Genomic DNA, 15,618 nt, shown 5'->3' with positions numbered 1-15,618 from the left:
GTAATCGTTACGATGTGCGCAAGGTGTATCCGGGCGCGCCCTGGCGCTCCAGCCCTTTCGACATGCCTTCGCGCGGACCATGCACAGCCATTCCCTCCTGACCGATTCCTCCTGTCTCCAATCGGGGCGCTATGCCCTGGTGATCGACGACCACCCGCTGACGGCCATGGGCGTGTCCGAGTTCCTGAAACAATTCGGCCTGTCCGAAGTCCATGCCGTGGCCGATGCGGGCGAAGGCCTGCAGTGCATGGCCGGCAGGGGATCGCCGCATCTGGCCATCGTGGATTTCTGGCTGGGTGCCAGCGCAGGCACGGACGTGGTGCGCGAAATCCGCACGCTGGCGCCCGCCTGCCGCGTGCTCATGACCAGCGGCGACACGCATGGCGCGATTGCCCTGAAGGCACGCGCGGCCGGGGCCCATGGCTTTGTGCTCAAGTCGCAGCCGCCGCAGGTGCTGCAGCAGGCCGTGGCGGCCCTGCTGCGCGGCGAGACCTGGTTCCCCGCCGCCCCGCTGGCGCCGCAGCCGCCGGGCGGCGCCCATGCCATCCGCATGACGGCGGCCGAGCTGGGCCTCACCCCGCGCCAGGCCCAGGTGCTGGACCTGGTGCTGCGCGGCCTGCCCAATCCCAGCATTGCCCGGTTGCTGCACCTGTCGCCCCACACGGTCAAGGAGCATGTGGCAGGCGCCCTGCAGCGCCTGGGCGTGCACAGCCGCATCGACGCCATCACGCGCATGCAGGGCATTGCGCTGGAGCTGCCGCCCTCCGTACCGCCGACCGATACGGTTCAGGCGCCGGCCACGGCCAGCCTGCGCTGAAGCAGGGCCAGCAGCGCCAGCGGATCCACGGGCTTGCGCAGCAGCAGATAGCCCAGTTCCTGCGCCTGCTGCTCCAGCGCAGCGGAAGGGTCGCCGCTGAGCAGGGCACCGGCCGCCTGCGGCGATTGCGCCAGCACGTTCTGCAGCAGCGCAAAGCCGTTCTCGCCCTGGGCCAGCTGGTGGTCGCACAGCACGAAATCGGGATGCTGCCCCGCCGCCAGCCAGGCCTGCGCCTCGCGGCCCGAAGCCGCCACGTCCACGGTCAGCCCCCAGCCGCGCAGCAGGCCGGCCAGGGCCTGTGCCACCTGCACATCGTCATCGACCACCCAGCACCTGCCCTGCAGCAGGGGGCGGCCTGGCGGATTCGCGGCAGCCTCGGCCCCTGCCTGCGCCTGCGCGTGCCCCAGAGGCAGGTCCGCTTGCACGCTCAGGCTGGGCGACAGCTGCAGCCAGAAGCACGAACCCCGTCCCGGCGTGGACAGCAGACCATGCTCCACGCCCATGCGGCGCGCCGCTGCGGCCACCACGGCCAGGCCCAGGCCCTGGCTGCTCACGCCGGGCAGGTGCTCGGCCGCAGGCTGGGCCGCGCGCCGGGCCGCCTGGCCGGAACGCGCGCGAATGTGCGGTGCGAAGACATGGGGCCGGTCTTCGGCCGCAATGCCCAGGCCGGTATCCCAGACCTCGATGCGCCAGCCCCCGCCGTGCACGCGGGCGGCCAGCAGCACGCCGCCGCGCTGGGTGTAGCGCAGGGCGTTGTGCAGCAGGTTGAACACCATCTGGCGCAGCAGGGCCTCGTCGGCACGCACCAGGCTATCCATGCCGCGCGCCACGCGCCAGCGCAGCACCAGCCCACGCTGGCGGGCCTCGGCCGCGAACAGGCGCGTGGCATCGCCCAGCAGAATGCGCAGGTCCATCACCTGGGCGCGCAGCTCCCAGGTGCCGTTCTCCAGCCGCGACAGGTCCAGCAGGTCGTTGCACATGGTGCCCAGCGACTGGGCACAGGCCTGGGCATCGTCAAGCACGCCTGCCAGCGCGCCGTCGGCATTGCGCTGGCGGGCGGTCTCCACCAGCAGGCCCAGGGCATGCAGGGGCTGGCGCAGGTCATGGCTGGCAGCCGACAGGAAGCGGCTCTTGGCCTCCAGCGCCTGTTCGGCCTGCTCCTTGGCCGCCAGGTAGCGCTCGGCCAGCAGCTGGCGGTCACGCTCCTGCGCCCATTGCTGCTGCATGAGCTGGCGCGCCCCCCAGGCATGGCGCGCGATGGTGGCGCCATACAGCATGAGCAGAGGCAGCAGGTACAGGCCCCTGTTCGGGAAGTACCAGACCACGGCCAGCAGCATGGCGCCGTACAGCACGCCGAAAAAGCGCTTGAACACGGCAGCCGCCGGCGCCAGGAAGGTGGCGGCCGAGGCCACGACGCCGCACAGCACCAGGTAGATGAAAAGCCGGAATTCATGGCCGCTGCCATGGGTCAGCGGTATGGCCAGCGCCCAGGAACCGGCGTTGAGCAAGGCCATGCGGCCCATCACGCGCTCCCAGCGCTGCAGCCGCGTTGGCAACTCGGCCGAGGGCACGGCAGCGCCCAGGTCCCGACGCAACTGGCGCCGCAAACCAACGAAGACGCAGGCCATGAGCGCCATGCCCAGCCACCACAGCAGCAGCGGCGCCTGGAAGGCACCCGTTTCGTGCCGCTGCAGCCAGACCACGATGCCGGGGATGATGAGGGCCGCCGCCTCGGACGAGCCCCGCGATGCGATGGACAGCAGCAGCCGCTGGCGCTGCTGCAGCTTCCACAGCGGCTCCGCAGGGCCGCCGTCGTGTTCAGAACTGGTCGCCATCCACGTAGAACCAGCGCCCGCCTTCGCGCACGAAGCGGCTGCGCTCATGCAGGCGCACGGCGCGGCCCGCCACGCGGTAGCGCGCGACGAATTCCACCTCGGCGCGGTCCTCGCCGGTGCTTCGGAAGTCCCTGACCGCCAGCCCCAGCCAGCGCGCCGAGGGCTCGAAGTCCAGCGTGGCGGGCCGCTGGCTGGCGTGCCAGGTGGCCAGCAGGTAGGCGGCGTCCTCACGCACGAAGGCGCTGTAGCGCGAGCGCATCAAGGCCTGGGCATCGGGTGCGGGGCAGTCGTCGAAATGGTCCAGGTAGCGGCCGCAGCAGGCATCGAAGGCCAGGGACCGGCCCTTGGCATCGTGCTGGCCACAGGGACAGGCCGGGGAGGTGGCGGCAGCGCTCATAGCGGCTGGCCCTGCGGAACTTGCGGAACCTGGGAGAGGACGGCGGGGGAGCAGGAGTGCATGTCAGTCACGGCCGCCTTGCTGCGACCGGGTTCTTGATGGAGGACAGGCGGGCCATGATACTGACCGCGGGCCTTCGGGCCTGTAAGGAGAGCCCATGTTTTCAATGTCGGTCCCGTGGTGGGAGTTCGTGGTGCGCGGCGTGGCCGTCTACCTGTTCTTGCTGGTGTTCCTTCGGCTGACGGGGCGGCGCCAGACGGGGCAGTACGCGCCCTTTGACCTGGTGCTGCTGCTCATCCTGTCGAATGCCGTTCAGAACTCCATGAATGCCGGGGACAACTCGCTGATCGGCGGCATGATCTCGGCTTCCACGCTGATCCTGTGCCATCTGCTGCTGTCCTGGCTGACTTTCCGTTTTCCCGCGCTGGAGCGGCTCATCGACGGCAAGGCCCAGGCCCTGATCACGGACGGCCACCTGAACAAGGATCTGATGCGCGAGGAACGCATCACGCGCGACGATATCGAGGCCGCGCTGCGTGCGGGCGGCTGCCTGCACCTCAGAGAGGTGGAGCGCGCCACGCTGGAGACCGACGGCAGCATCACCGTCGTCCTGCGCCGCCGCGACAGCGAGAACGACGGCGATCCGCCGGTCTGAGCCTAGTCGAGCTGCTCCAGGAAGCGCTCGATGGCCAGGTTCACGGGCTGCGGATGCGTGAGGTTGGCCGCATGGCCGGCCCCCGGCACCTCCACCCACTGCGCCCTGGGCAAGGCCTTGGCCATGGCGCGTGCACGGTCGAGCGTGATGGCGATGTCTTCCGTACCATGGATGACCAGTGCCGGTACGTGGATGTCGGGCAGTCGCGGGCTGATGTCATCGCGCTGGGCCAGCGCCAGAAAGCTCTGCCCCAGGTTGATGGGCGTGGCCTTCTTCCATTTGGCGCGCCAGGCGGCCGCGCCGCTCCAGCCCTGGCCCAGGATGGTGCGCTCCACCGTGGCCGCCATGTCGTCGCTGAGGCCATGCTCCATCCAGGCGCGCAGCAACGCCTCGTGGTGGGGCATCTGCTCGGGGTCTTCCAGCATGGCCTGGGTGTCGATCAGCACCAGCGCACGCACGACCTCGGGATGGATGAGCGCACAGCGCAGCGACAGATAGCCGCCCTGCGACATGCCCACCAGCACCGCGCGCTCCACGCCCAGGTGCGCCAGCAGGGCGGCCAGGTCGTCGGCCGAGTCGTAGTAGTCGAAGGGAGCGCAATGCGCGGGGTCCGCCGTCTGGCCATGGCCACGCTCGTCCCAGCTGATGCAGCGATAGCGATCCTGCAGCGCCTGGACCTGGGGAACGAACATGGTGTGGTCCATGAGCAGTCCATGCGAAAACACCAGGACCGGGCCGCGCCCGCCCGTGTCCTCGTAGTAAAGGTTCTGGCCGTTGACGGAAGCAATGGGCATGTCGGGATCTCCTGCGAAGGTGGTCACAAACCTGCCGGAGTCCGGTGCCCGCCTCTCCCGGGCGCCGTCCCGGCGACGCTCCATGCTAAGCCCTGCGGGTGACGGGGCCATCCGGCCCGACCCGCAGCATAGTGATGGGCCTCAGGCCAGGGCGCGCTGGATGAGAATTTTCTGCACGTCGCTCGTTCCCTCGTAGATCTGGCACACGCGCACGTCGCGGTAGATGCGCTCGACGGGAAAATCGTTGACCACGCCATAGCCGCCCAGGGTCTGGATGGCTGCGCTGCACACGCGCTCGGCCATTTCGCTGGCGAACAGCTTGGCCATGGCCGCTTCCTTGAGGCAGGGCAGGCCGGCATCGCGCAGGCTGGCCGCATGCCAGATCAGCTGGCGCGCAGCCTCGATCTGCGTGGCGCAGTCGGCCAGGCGAAAGCCCACGGCCTGGTGGTTGAAGATGGGCTGGCCGAAGCTCTCGCGCTCCTTGGAGTACTGCAGCGCGCAATCGAAGGCCGCACGCGCCATGCCCACGCTTTGCGCGGCAATGCCGATGCGCCCGCCCTCCAGCGCCGACAGCGCAATCTTGTAGCCCTCGCCCTCGGCACCGATGAGGTTGGCGGCGGGGATGCGGCAGCCCTCGAACTGGATCTGGGCCGTGTCCGAGCTGTGCTGGCCCAGCTTGTCCTCCAGCCGCAGCACCTGGTAGCCGGGCGCGGAGGTGGGCACGATGAAGGCGCTCATGCCGCGCTTGCCGGCCGCCTTGTCGGTGACGGCGATGACGATGGCCACGTCGCCGTTCTTGCCGCTGGTGATGAACTGCTTGACGCCGTTGATCACGTAGTCGTTGCCGTCGCGGGTGGCCGTGGTGCGCAGCGCCGAGGCGTCCGAGCCCACATGCGGCTCGGTCAGGCAGAAGGCGCCCAGCATCTCGCCGCGCGCCAGCGGCGCCAGCCATTGCTGCTTTTGCGCCTCGCTGCCGTAGCGCATGAGGATGGCGTTGACGGGGCAGTTGGTGACGCTGATCACCGTGCTGGTGCCGCCGTCGCCGGCTGCGATTTCCTCCAGCACCAGGGCCAGGCTCAGGTAGTCAAGGCCGGCGCCGCCGTATTCCTCGGGCACGCAGATGCCGTAGGCACCCAGCGCCGCCAGGCCCTGGTGCACGTTCTTGGGAAAGTGGTGTTCCTTGTCCCAGCGTGCGGCATGGGGCGTGATTTCGGTGCGCACGAAGTCGCGCACCGCGTCACGGATCATTTCCTGGTCTGCGTTGAGCAGCATGTCTTGTCTCCTGATTATTGTTTCGTTGTTCGTTGTCCCGGCCGCAGCTACCAGGCGATGCGCTGCCCGTCGTGGCGCAGCATGCGGCCCCGATCAGCCGGCGTGACGCCGGCCAGGGTGCGGACCAGACCCTGCACGCTTTGCTCCACGGTGAAGGTGGCGGACTCGCCGCCCATGTCGGTCTGCACCCAGCCCGGGTCCAGCGCGACCACGGTGGCGCCGGGCCATTGCGGCTGGGCGCTGGCCACGACCATGTTGAGCGCGGCCTTGCTGACGCGGTAGAGCCAGGCGTCGGATTCGGCGCCGGCCAGCAGCGACATCTCGCTGGAGAACAGGCCGAACACGCCGCCCGCCGCCTCGACCATCGGCGCCACCTGGGGCAGCACCTGCATGGCGCCCAGCACATTGGTGTGCATGACGCGGTCGAACTGCTCGCGCGTGGGCGGCGTGGCCGAGCTGTGGGCATCCCACACTCCGGCCACGTACAGCGCCAGCTCGATCTTCTCGCCATCGAGCTGCCAGGCCAGGCCGCTGACGCTGGCCGGATCGGCCACATCCACCAGCAGCACCTTGGCGCCCGTGGCTTCGACGCGCTCGCGATCGGCCTCGCTGCGCACCGTGGCGACCACGCTGCGGCCCTGGGCCGCATAGGCCTCTACCAAGGCAAAACCGAGCCCGCGCGAGGCTCCCAACACCAGAGTGACTGCCATGTCTTTCGACCTTTCAAATGGAATGCGGTCAGAGGCCCTGTTCGCCCGCGATCTGTTTTTCGTAGCGCTCGACCATGGCCTCCTGCGTCTCGGTGGGCGCAGGCAGGCCGATCTGCTGGTGGACCATCTGGTTCACCGACGGCATGACGTTGCGCGGCACCTGGGACTCGGGCTTCCAGAGCCGGGCGCGCATGAGGGCCTTGGCGCAGTGCAGATAGGCCTCCTGCACCTGGATCTCCAGAACGATCTTGGGCCGGAAGCCTTCGTTGGCGAACAGCGCCGTGTAGTGGGCCTCGTCGCGCAGCCTGGCCACGCCGTTGACGCGCAGCGTCTCGTCGAAGCCCGGCACCATGAACAGCAGGCCGATGCGCGGATCGGCGATCAGGTTGCTGAAGCTGTCCAGGCGGTTGTTGCCGCCCGAGTCGGGGATCAGCAGCGTCTGGTTGTCGGGCGCCTTGATGAAGCCCGGCTTTCCGCCGCGCGGCGAGGCATCCATCAGCGAGCCCGCTGCGCCCCCCGTGGCCACGATGCACAGCGGCGACAGCGCGATGAAGCGCAGGCAATGCCGGTCCAGGTCCACCTGCTGCTTGAGCAAGGCCCTTTCGGCCGGCATGGCATACAGGCTGCGCAACTGTTCTTCGCTGGTGATCATGGTCGAGAGGTCAAAGTAATAGCGGATCGGCCGATCCAAGTCTAGCTCTCTGGACGTCTGTGGCGCTGCCCATAAAACTGGCGCAATGCAAATCAGAGACACCGAGGAAGGGCCTACGCCGGCCGCGCCGCCCCGCACCGAGGGTGTTGTCCCCCTTTCAGGGGGAGGGCGCGCAGCGCCTCAGGGGGTGACCATTTCTATCGCCATGGCTGTTCCCTCGCCGCCGCCTATGCACAGCGTGGCCAGGCCGCGCTTGCCGCCACGCGCCTGCAGGGCGTGCAGCAGCGTGACCAGGATGCGCGCACCGCTGGCGCCGATGGGGTGGCCCAGCGCGCAGGCGCCGCCGTTGACGTTGACCTTGTCGCGCGGCACGCCCAGCTCGGCCATCAGGGCCATGGGCACGACGGCAAAGGCTTCGTTGACTTCCCACAGGTCCACATCCGCCGCCGTCCAGCCGGCCTTCTTGAGGGCCTTCTGCGTGGCGCCCACGGGGGCCGTGGTGAACCATTCGGGCTCCTGGGCATGCGTGGCATGGGCGACGATGCGCGCCAGCGGCTTGCAGCCCAGCTCCTTGGCCGTGGACTCGCGCATCAGCACCAGGGCGGCGGCGCCGTCGTTGATGCTGGAGCTCGATGCCGCCGTGATCGTGCCGTCCTTCTTGAAGGCGGGCTTGAGGCTGGCGATCTTGTCCAGCTTGGCCTTGGCCGGGCCTTCGTCGATGCTGACCGTGACATCGCCCTTGCGCGTGGAGACGGTGACGGGCGTGATCTCGGCCGCGAAGGCGCCGCTTTCCGTGGCGGCCTGGGCGCGCTTGACGCTTTCGATGGCGTAGGCGTCCTGCTGCTCGCGCGTGAAGTGGTATTTGGCGGCGCAGTCCTCGCCAAAGGTGCCCATGGAGCGGCCCGGCTCGTAGGCGTCCTCCAGACCGTCGAGCATCATGTGGTCATAGACCTTGTCGTGGCCCATGCGGTAGCCGCCACGGCCCTTCTTGAGCAGGTAGGGCGCATTGGTCATGCTCTCCATGCCGCCGGAGACCACCACATCGCGGCTGCCCGCCACCAGCTGGTCATGGGCCAGAATGGTGGCCTCCATGCCGGCGCCGCACATCTTGGACAGGGTCACGGCGCCCGTGCTGCGCGGCAGGCCACCCTTGAAGCCTGCCTGGCGCGCAGGCGCCTGTCCCTGGCCCGCCATCAGGCAGTTGCCGAACAGCACTTCGTCCACCTTCTCCGGCGCCACGCCGGCACGCTGCACGGCGGCCTTGATGGCGGCGCCGCCCAGATCGTGGGCCGCGAGATCGGCGAAGTCGCCCTGGAATGCGCCCATGGGGGTGCGGGCTGCGCCGACGATGACGATGGGGTCTTGCATGCTTATCTCCTGGATGTGGTGATGGTGAGGGGAAAACAAACGGGTCAGGCCAGCCAGCGGCTGCGCTCGTAGGGATAGACGTCGTGCACGTGGCCTTCGCGGATGCGCTGCTGGTGCCCCTGCCAGAAGGCGGGATCGAGCAGGTCGGCATGGTGGCGCATGAAAACTTCGCGCACGGCCGGATTGCCCAGCAAAAAGGGCGCGAAGGTTTCCGGGAACACATCGCGCGGGCCCACGGGATACCAGACCTCGCCGCTGAGCTCGTCTTCCTCGTTGCGCGGCGCAGGCACCTGGCGGAAATGGCAGTCGGTCAGGTATTCGATCTCGTCGTAGTCGTAGAACACCACCTTGCCGCCGCGCGTGATGCCGAAGTTCTTCCACAGCATGTCGCCCGGGAAGATGTTGGCGGCCACCAGGTCCTTGATGGCATTTCCGTATTCGATCACGGCGCTCTCCAGCCGCTGCCGCGGTCCCGGCAGGTCCAGCCCGTCATCGAAGCACTCCTGCAGCAGCAGGTTCAGCGGCACCATGCGCCGCTCTATGTAGAGGTGGGAGATGATGACCTCCTGCCGGCCATCGCCGTCGCGGTCGCTGATCTCGACCTGGCTGGGCGCGTGCTCCAGGATCTCGGCGATCAGCGCCTCCGAGAAGCGCTCGCGCGGGAAGGCCACCAGGCTGTACTCCAGCGTGTCGGCCATGCGCCCCACGCGGTCGTGCTGCTTGACCAGGCGGTACTTGGCCTTGACCTGCTCGCGGGTGATCTCCTTGGGCGCGGCGAACCGGTCCTTGATGAGCTTGAACACATAGGGAAAGCTGGGCAGGTCGAACACCAGCATGACCATGCCCTTGATGCCGGGCGCGATGCGGAACTGGTCGCGCGAATGGCGCAGGTGGTGCAGGAAGTCGCGGTAGAACAGCGTCTTGCCCTGCTTGGCCAGGCCCAGGGCGTTGTACAGCTCGGCGCGCGGCTTGCGCGGCATGAGGCTGCGCAGGAACTGCACGTAGGCGCTGGGCACGTCGGTGTCGACCATGAAGTAGGCACGCGCAAAGCTGAAGAGGCCGTGCAGGTCCTTCTCGCCGAACAGGGCCGCATGCAGCACCAGCCGGCCGTTGTCCCCATGCAGGATGGGCACGGCCCAGGACAGCTCGGCAAAGCCGTTGATGATCTTGCCGACGATGTAGGCGCCCTTGTTGCGGAAAAACAGGCTGGACAGCACCTGGATCTGGAAGTTGGCGTACAGGCGCATGGCCTGCAGCTGGGGCTCCAGGCGCTCGGCCAGGCGGGCGATGTCGCGCTCCAGGTCTTCAAAGGGGCGCTGCAGCGCGAACTGCTCCACGACTTCGCGCAGCGTCTGCGACAGTGTCTCGCGCGTGGGGTAGAAGGCCAGGTAGGCCGGGCGTGCGGCCGGCTCCTGGTTCTCTATGTATTCCGTACTGACGGCCGGCCGCACGAAGATGAAGTCGTTGTGGAAGTGCGTACGGTGCAGGATCTTGGTGGTGACCGAGTTGAAGAAGGTCTCGGCCAGCTCCGGCTGCAGGTGGTTGACCATGAGCCCGATGTAGTGGCGCTTGATCTGCTGCCAGACCGGCATGGGCTGGGCGCCGGCCGAAAACTCCTTTTCAAGCCGGCGCACGCATTCGCGCACGCGCAGGTCGTAGAACTCGATGCGCTCGCGCTGCGCGCGCTGCTGGCCCAGCCAGTCGGCCGTCTCGAAGCGGTGCTTGGCGCGGGCCGATTCGGCGCGGAACAGGCGGTAATGGCGGTTGAAGCCATCCATCATCGCCCGCGCGATGTCATGGGCAAGCAGGGTGTCCTGGGCAGGCATCGGCATGAAGTCTCCCGGGGTCCCGCCTGCCATGGCCGCTCAGTCGCGCTGGCGGCTGGCGACCAGCTCGACAGCCTCGGCATGGATGTTGGCGATGCCGCCGACGCCGGGCACGGTCATCTGCAGATTGGTGATCAGGCCGTCCTTCAGGCCATAGCACCAGCCGTGCAGCGTGACCTTCTGGCCGCGCGCCCAGGCATCCTGCATCACCGTGCTCTGCGCCACATTGATCACCTGCTCGATGGCATTGAGCTCGCACAGCGCGTCATGGCGCCATTGCGGCGACAGGCTGGCCAGCAGCGCCTGGTGCTTGTCGCGCACGTCCTTCACGTGGCGGATCCAGTTGTCGGCCAGGCCCACGCGCACATCCTCCAGTGCCGCCAGCACGCCGCCGCAGCCATAGTGGCCGACGACCATCAGGTGCTCGACCTTGAGCTGGTCCACCGCGTACTGGATGGTGGACAGGCAGTTCAGGTCGCTGGGCACGACCACGTTGGCCACGTTGCGGTGCACGAACACCTCGCCGGGCTCCAGGCCCGTGATCTGGTTCGCGGGCACACGGCTGTCGGAACAGCCGATCCACATGTAGCGGGGTTTTTGCTGCGCCATCAGCCCAGTGAAGAAACCGGGCCGGTCACGCTCCACCTGCTGGGCCCATTCGCGGTTGTGGACAAACAGCTCTTCGATGGAGGTTGTGCTCATAAACAATCCTTTTGTTGGGGTCAAACTCAAGAACGGCGCAGCAGGCAGGCGAAAGGTCAGCAGGTCTCTGCGAACAGCTCGCGGCCGATCAGCATGCGACGGATCTCGCTGGTGCCGGCGCCGATCTCATAGAGTTTCGCATCCCGCCAGAGGCGACCCAGTGGGTATTCGTTGATATACCCATTACCCCCATAGATTTGAACGCCTTCGCCGGCCATCCATGTCGCCTTCTCGGCGCACCACAGGATGACGCTGGCGCAATCCTTGCGAACTTGGCGAACATGCTCGGTTCCCAGCAGATCGAGGTTTTTGGCGACCGTATAGGCAAAGGAGCGGCCCGCTTGCAGCACGGTGTACATGTCGGCCACCTTGCCCTGGATGAGCTGGAACTCGCCGATGCTCTGGCCGAACTGCTTGCGGTCATGGATGTAGGGCACTACGTTGTCCATCACCGACTGCATGATGCCCAGCGGCCCGCCGGTCAGCACGGCGCGCTCATAGTCCAGGCCGCTCATCAGCACCTTGGCGCCGTTGTTCAAGCCGCCCAGCACGTTCTCGGCCGGCACCTCGACGTTCTCGAACACCAGCTCGCCCGTGTGGCTGCCACGCATGCCCAGCTTGTCCAGCTTCTGGGCAATGGAAAAGCCCTTCATGCCCTTCTCGATCAGGAAGGCAGTCACGCCGCGGGCGTTCAGCTCGGGCTCGGTCTTGGCGTAGACCACCAGGGTGTCGGCATCGGGACCATTGGTGATCCACATCTTGGTGCCGTTGAGCAGGAAGTAGCCGCCCTTGTCCTCGGCCTTGAGCTTCATGCTGATCACGTCCGAGCCGGCGCCGGGCTCGCTCATGGCCAGCGCGCCCACATGCTCGCCGCTGATCAGCTTGGGCAGGTACTTGGCCTTTTGCGCTTCATTGCCGTTGCGGTTGATCTGGTTCACGCAGAGATTGCTGTGCGCGCCGTAGGACAGGCCCACCGATGCGCTGGCACGCGAGATTTCCTCCATCGCCACCATGTGGGCCAGGTAGCCCATGTCGGCACCGCCGTACTGCTCGGACACGGTGATGCCCAGCACGCCCAGGTCGCCGAACTTGCGCCACAGGTCCATGGGGAACTGGTCGTCGCGGTCGATCTCGCCGGCGCGCGGTGCAATCTCGGCCTGTGCGAACTCGCGCACGGCATCGCGCAGCGCGTCGATGTCCTCGCCCAGTTGGAAGTTCAGGCCCGGCAGGTTGGAAAGGCTCATCTCATGTCTCCTGTGGAAATTGGGGGAAAGAACGCCGCCCGGCTCAATCGGCCAGATCGCGGCCCTGCACGCACATCAGCGTGCAGCCCATGGTGGCAATCAGTTTCTCGCGGCCTTCGTCGATGGCGTAGGCGCGCCCTTCGGTCACGGTGATGGTGCGGCCCGGCTTGAGCACACGGCCTTCCATGCGAAAGCGCTGGCCCTTGGCAGGGGCCAGCAAGTTGATCTTGAATTCAATGGTGAGCACGGCAGCATCGGCCGGCATCAGGGTCAGCCCTGCGTAGCCGCAAGCGGAATCCAGCGCCGCGGAAACCATGCCGGCATGCAAAAAGCCATGCTGCTGCGTCAGCCCGGGCGCCCAGTCCAGGCAGACATTGACGGCACCGGGCTCCAGCAAGGACAGCTCGGCGCCCAGGGTGTGCATCGCGCCCTGGCGTGCAAAACTGTCTTGCACACGGCGGGCAAAGTCGCTGTTGGCAGGTTCCAGGCGGAGCACGGTCAAGGCAAGCCTCACAAATTACGTTTACGTAAACGTCAATTATGAAGCATTTTTCCCATCCAGGTGTTTCAACAAAGTGCGGGCCTCGGATTCCTGCTCTCGCACCTCGGCCAGGTTGGCCTGCAGATCGGCCAGGCGGTCCTCGAGCTGGCGGCGGTGCACAGCCAGCACCTCCAGGAATTTGCGCAGTTGCACGCCCGTGTCACGGGGGCTGTCGTAGAGATCGATGATCTCCTTGGCTTCGTTCAGAGACAGTCCCAGCCGCTTGGCCCGCAAGGTCAGGCGAAGACGTGTGCGATCACGCGCGCTGTAGACGCGATTGCGTCCGCCAGGCCCGGCACGCTCGGGCTCAAGCAGGCCCATGTCCTCATAGAAGCGGATGGCCCGGGTCGTGAGATCGAACTCCTTGGCAAGATCGCTGATGGTGTAGGTGGTCGACATGGCTGGAGAGTCCGCCGGCATCCACAGCCGGCGGCCATGGGAATGCGACGTTGACGTTAACGTCAATGCTAGCGGAATTGTCCGCAGGAAACTGCGCCGGATGTTGCATCCGGGTGCGACGAAGAAGCCTGGCAGGAATAAAAAGAGAGCGCGTCAGCGCTCTCTTTTTTTGGGTTGTCCATTTTCGGATGTTCCGTTGAGCCGTCCGTTTTGGCGGTTCAGCCTGTTTCCCCGTTTCCTGCACCCCAATGCAAAAAACCCCGTAGCTTTGGGCTACGGGGTTTCTTGGGCTGTAAGAGCCTGACGATGACCTACTTTCACACGGGAACCCGCACTATCATCGGCGCAAAGTCGTTTCACTGTCCTGTTCGGGATGGGAAGGAGTGGTACCAACTTGCTATGGTCATCAGGCATAACTTGTTGTCATGCTGCTCTTGTGAGCAGTACAACGAATTCATAGAGTCTGTAATCAGCTTTGTATTTTGACTGCGCCTTACTTGGCATAACCACCTTGATGATCAACGTCATCAAAGTTATAGGGTCAAGCCTCACGAGCAATTAGTACTGGTTAGCTTAACGCATTACTGCGCTTCCACACCCAGCCTATCAACGTCCTGGTCTTGAACGACTCTTCAGGGGGCTCAAGGCCCCGGCAGATCTCATCTTGAAACGAGTTTCCCGCTTAGATGCTTTCAGCGGTTATCTCTTCCACACTTAGCTACTCGGCAATGCCACTGGCGTGACAACCGATACACCAGAGGTGTGTCCACTCCGGTCCTCTCGTACTAGGAGCAGGCTTCCTCAAATCTGCAGCGCCCACGGAAGATAGGGACCAAACTGTCTCACGACGTTTTAAACCCAGCTCACGTACCTCTTTAAATGGCGAACAGCCATACCCTTGGGACCGACTACAGCCCCAGGATGAGATGAGCCGACATCGAGGTGCCAAACACCGCCGTCGATATGAACTCTTGGGCGGTATCAGCCTGTTATCCCCAGAGTACCTTTTATCCGTTGAGCGATGGCCCTTCCATACAGAACCACCGGATCACTATGTCCTGCTTTCGCATCTGCTCGACTTGTCAGTCTCGCAGTTAAGCACGCTTATGCCATTGCACTATCGTCACGATGTCCGACCGTAACTAGCGTACCTTCGAACTCCTCCGTTACGCTTTGGGAGGAGACCGCCCCAGTCAAACTGCCTACCATGCACTGTCCCCGATCCCGATAAGGGACCTGGGTTAGAACCTCAAACGCACCAGGGTGGTATTTCAACGTCGGCTCCATGAGAACTAGCGTCCTCACTTCAAAGCCTCCCACCTATCCTACACAGATCCGTTCAAAATCCAATACAAAGCTACAGTAAAGGTTCATGGGGTCTTTCCGTCTTTCCGCGGGGAGATTGCATCATCACAAACATTTCAACTTCGCTGAGTCTCTGGAGGAGACAGTGTGGCCATCGTTACGCCATTCGTGCAGGTCGGAACTTACCCGACAAGGAATTTCGCTACCTTAGGACCGTTATAGTTACGGCCGCCGTTTACTGGGACTTCAATCAAGAGCTTGCACCCCATCATTTAATCTTCCAGCACCGGGCAGGCGTCACACCCTATACGTCCACTTTCGTGTTTGCAGAGTGCTGTGTTTTTATTAAACAGTCGCAGCCACCGATTTTTTGCAACCGCTTTGGGCTCCCTTTGTTCAAGTTCACCTACTTGCGGCATACCTTCTCCCGAAGTTACGGTATCAATTTGCCGAGTTCCTTCTCCAGAGTTCTCTCAAGCGCCTTAGAATACTCATCTCGCGCACCAGTGTCGGTTTGCGGTACGGTCGTGTGTAGCTGAAGCTTAGTGGCTTTTCCTGGAAGCAGGGTATCACTCACTTCGTCTGCAAGCAGACTCGTTATCACCCCTCATCTAAGCCCGGCGGATTTGCCTACCAGGCACGACTACAGGCTTGAACCAACATATCCAACAGTTGGCTGAGCTAACCTTCTCCGTCCCCACATCGCACTACACATCGGTACAGGAATATTGACCTGTTTCCCATCAGCTACGCATCTCTGCCTCGCCTTAGGGGCCGACTCACCCTACGCCGATGAACGTTGCGTAGGAAACCTTGCGCTTACGGCGAGGGGGCTTTTCACCCCCTTTAACGCTACTCATGTCAGCATTCGCACTTCTGATACCTCCAGCACCCGTTACCAGGCACCTTCACAGGCTTACAGAACGCTCTCCTACCACTTGCAATAAATTGCAAATCCGCAGCTTCGGTAACTGGCTTAGCCCCGTTACATCTTCCGCGCAGGACGACTCGATCAGTGAGCTATTACGCTTTCTTTAAATGATGGCTGCTTCTAAGCCAACATCCTGACTGTTTTAGCCTTCCCACTTCGTTTCCCACTTA

14 protein-coding genes and 2 rRNA genes (1 of these 16 cut by a window edge) are annotated in these 15,618 nt (G+C 64.9%); 2 read left to right on the top strand and 14 right to left on the bottom strand.

Annotated features, from left to right (window positions below):
* The first annotated feature begins 79 nt into the window (after positions 1–79).
* Positions 80–817, top strand: coding sequence for a response regulator transcription factor (locus AAN986_RS03210; RefSeq protein ID WP_126312715.1), 738 nt, complete (start codon positions 80–82; stop codon positions 815–817).
* On the opposite strand, the gene AAN986_RS03205 is transcribed toward AAN986_RS03210, so the two are convergent.
* Both AAN986_RS03205 and AAN986_RS03200 read right to left on the bottom strand, forming a co-directional pair.
* Positions 787–2,652, bottom strand: coding sequence for a hybrid sensor histidine kinase/response regulator (locus AAN986_RS03205; protein ID WP_047218426.1), 1,866 nt, complete (start codon positions 2,650–2,652; stop codon positions 787–789). The genes AAN986_RS03210 and AAN986_RS03205 overlap by 31 nt on opposite strands.
* A complete protein-coding gene (locus AAN986_RS03200; protein ID WP_043790439.1) occupies positions 2,636–3,049 on the bottom strand; it encodes a YchJ family metal-binding protein in 414 nt (137 codons plus the stop codon). Before AAN986_RS03200 ends, AAN986_RS03205 begins: the two co-directional genes overlap by 17 nt.
* Positions 3,050–3,206: 157 nt before the next feature.
* Here AAN986_RS03200 and AAN986_RS03195 point away from each other — a divergent pair, with 157 nt between their 5' ends.
* Entirely contained in the window at positions 3,207–3,704 is a 498-nt protein-coding gene (locus AAN986_RS03195) for a YetF domain-containing protein (protein ID WP_016450022.1), read from the top strand.
* A 2-nt stretch (positions 3,705–3,706) separates the two neighbouring features.
* Here AAN986_RS03195 and AAN986_RS03190 read toward each other — a convergent pair whose 3' ends face one another.
* From AAN986_RS03190 to AAN986_RS03135, 12 genes are all read right to left on the bottom strand, one after another.
* Positions 3,707–4,498, bottom strand: a complete 792-nt coding sequence (locus tag AAN986_RS03190) for an alpha/beta hydrolase (RefSeq protein WP_349335571.1) — start codon at positions 4,496–4,498, stop codon at positions 3,707–3,709.
* A gap of 141 nt (positions 4,499–4,639) precedes the next feature.
* Positions 4,640–5,770 carry an acyl-CoA dehydrogenase family protein gene (locus tag AAN986_RS03185; protein ID WP_017406484.1) on the bottom strand — a complete coding sequence of 377 codons (1,131 nt, stop codon included), beginning with the start codon at positions 5,768–5,770 and terminating at the stop codon, positions 4,640–4,642.
* A gap of 47 nt (positions 5,771–5,817) precedes the next feature.
* Positions 5,818–6,480, bottom strand: coding sequence for an SDR family oxidoreductase (locus tag AAN986_RS03180; protein ID WP_017406485.1), 663 nt, complete (start codon positions 6,478–6,480; stop codon positions 5,818–5,820).
* Positions 6,481–6,508: 28 nt separating this feature from the next.
* Positions 6,509–7,132 (bottom strand): pyridoxamine 5'-phosphate oxidase family protein, encoded by a 624-nt coding sequence (locus AAN986_RS03175; RefSeq protein ID WP_017406486.1) that lies wholly within the window; start codon positions 7,130–7,132, stop codon positions 6,509–6,511.
* Positions 7,133–7,312: 180 nt separating this feature from the next.
* Positions 7,313–8,500, bottom strand: a complete 1,188-nt coding sequence (locus AAN986_RS03170) for an acetyl-CoA C-acyltransferase (protein ID WP_016450017.1) — start codon at positions 8,498–8,500, stop codon at positions 7,313–7,315.
* A gap of 44 nt (positions 8,501–8,544) precedes the next feature.
* Positions 8,545–10,332 (bottom strand): bifunctional isocitrate dehydrogenase kinase/phosphatase, encoded by a 1,788-nt coding sequence (gene aceK / locus AAN986_RS03165; protein WP_026063009.1) that lies wholly within the window; start codon positions 10,330–10,332, stop codon positions 8,545–8,547.
* Between the two features lie 33 nt (positions 10,333–10,365).
* A complete protein-coding gene (gene can / locus AAN986_RS03160) occupies positions 10,366–11,028 on the bottom strand; it encodes a carbonate dehydratase (RefSeq protein WP_016450015.1) in 663 nt (220 codons plus the stop codon).
* A 56-nt stretch (positions 11,029–11,084) separates the two neighbouring features.
* Entirely contained in the window at positions 11,085–12,272 is a 1,188-nt protein-coding gene (locus AAN986_RS03155) for an isovaleryl-CoA dehydrogenase (protein WP_013800381.1), read from the bottom strand.
* A 43-nt stretch (positions 12,273–12,315) separates the two neighbouring features.
* Positions 12,316–12,774 (bottom strand): PaaI family thioesterase, encoded by a 459-nt coding sequence (locus AAN986_RS03150; protein ID WP_047218425.1) that lies wholly within the window; start codon positions 12,772–12,774, stop codon positions 12,316–12,318.
* Positions 12,775–12,810: 36 nt separating this feature from the next.
* Positions 12,811–13,212 carry a MerR family DNA-binding transcriptional regulator gene (locus tag AAN986_RS03145; RefSeq protein ID WP_013800379.1) on the bottom strand — a complete coding sequence of 134 codons (402 nt, stop codon included), beginning with the start codon at positions 13,210–13,212 and terminating at the stop codon, positions 12,811–12,813.
* Between the two features lie 298 nt (positions 13,213–13,510).
* Positions 13,511–13,623, bottom strand: a 5S ribosomal RNA gene (gene rrf, locus AAN986_RS03140).
* Positions 13,624–13,749: 126 nt separating this feature from the next.
* A 23S ribosomal RNA gene (locus AAN986_RS03135) occupies positions 13,750–15,618 on the bottom strand; it runs 1,007 nt beyond the window's last position.

It is taken from the genome of Delftia sp. DS1230 (assembly GCF_040112715.1).
Classification (GTDB): Bacteria; Pseudomonadota; Gammaproteobacteria; order Burkholderiales; family Burkholderiaceae_C; genus Comamonas; species Comamonas tsuruhatensis.
This window is presented reverse-complemented; position numbering and strand designations above follow the sequence as displayed.

Excerpts from the sequence above, each read along its gene's own strand:
- AAN986_RS03145 (WP_013800379.1), bottom strand. The coding sequence starts at position 13,212 with ATGTCGACCACCTACACCATCAGCGATCTTGCCAAGGAGTTCGATCTC.
- AAN986_RS03210 (WP_126312715.1), top strand. The coding sequence starts at position 80 with ATGCACAGCCATTCCCTCCTGACCGATTCCTCCTGTCTCCAATCGGGG.
- AAN986_RS03205 (WP_047218426.1), bottom strand. The coding sequence starts at position 2,652 with ATGGCGACCAGTTCTGAACACGACGGCGGCCCTGCGGAGCCGCTGTGG.
- AAN986_RS03195 (WP_016450022.1), top strand. The coding sequence starts at position 3,207 with ATGTTTTCAATGTCGGTCCCGTGGTGGGAGTTCGTGGTGCGCGGCGTG.
- AAN986_RS03190 (WP_349335571.1), bottom strand. The coding sequence starts at position 4,498 with ATGCCCATTGCTTCCGTCAACGGCCAGAACCTTTACTACGAGGACACG.
- AAN986_RS03180 (WP_017406485.1), bottom strand. The coding sequence starts at position 6,480 with ATGGCAGTCACTCTGGTGTTGGGAGCCTCGCGCGGGCTCGGTTTTGCC.
- AAN986_RS03200 (WP_043790439.1), bottom strand. The coding sequence starts at position 3,049 with ATGAGCGCTGCCGCCACCTCCCCGGCCTGTCCCTGTGGCCAGCACGAT.
- can (WP_016450015.1), bottom strand. The coding sequence starts at position 11,028 with ATGAGCACAACCTCCATCGAAGAGCTGTTTGTCCACAACCGCGAATGG.
- AAN986_RS03155 (WP_013800381.1), bottom strand. The coding sequence starts at position 12,272 with ATGAGCCTTTCCAACCTGCCGGGCCTGAACTTCCAACTGGGCGAGGAC.
- AAN986_RS03185 (WP_017406484.1), bottom strand. The coding sequence starts at position 5,770 with ATGCTGCTCAACGCAGACCAGGAAATGATCCGTGACGCGGTGCGCGAC.
- AAN986_RS03175 (WP_017406486.1), bottom strand. The coding sequence starts at position 7,132 with ATGATCACCAGCGAAGAACAGTTGCGCAGCCTGTATGCCATGCCGGCC.
- AAN986_RS03170 (WP_016450017.1), bottom strand. The coding sequence starts at position 8,500 with ATGCAAGACCCCATCGTCATCGTCGGCGCAGCCCGCACCCCCATGGGC.
- aceK (WP_026063009.1), bottom strand. The coding sequence starts at position 10,332 with ATGCCGATGCCTGCCCAGGACACCCTGCTTGCCCATGACATCGCGCGG.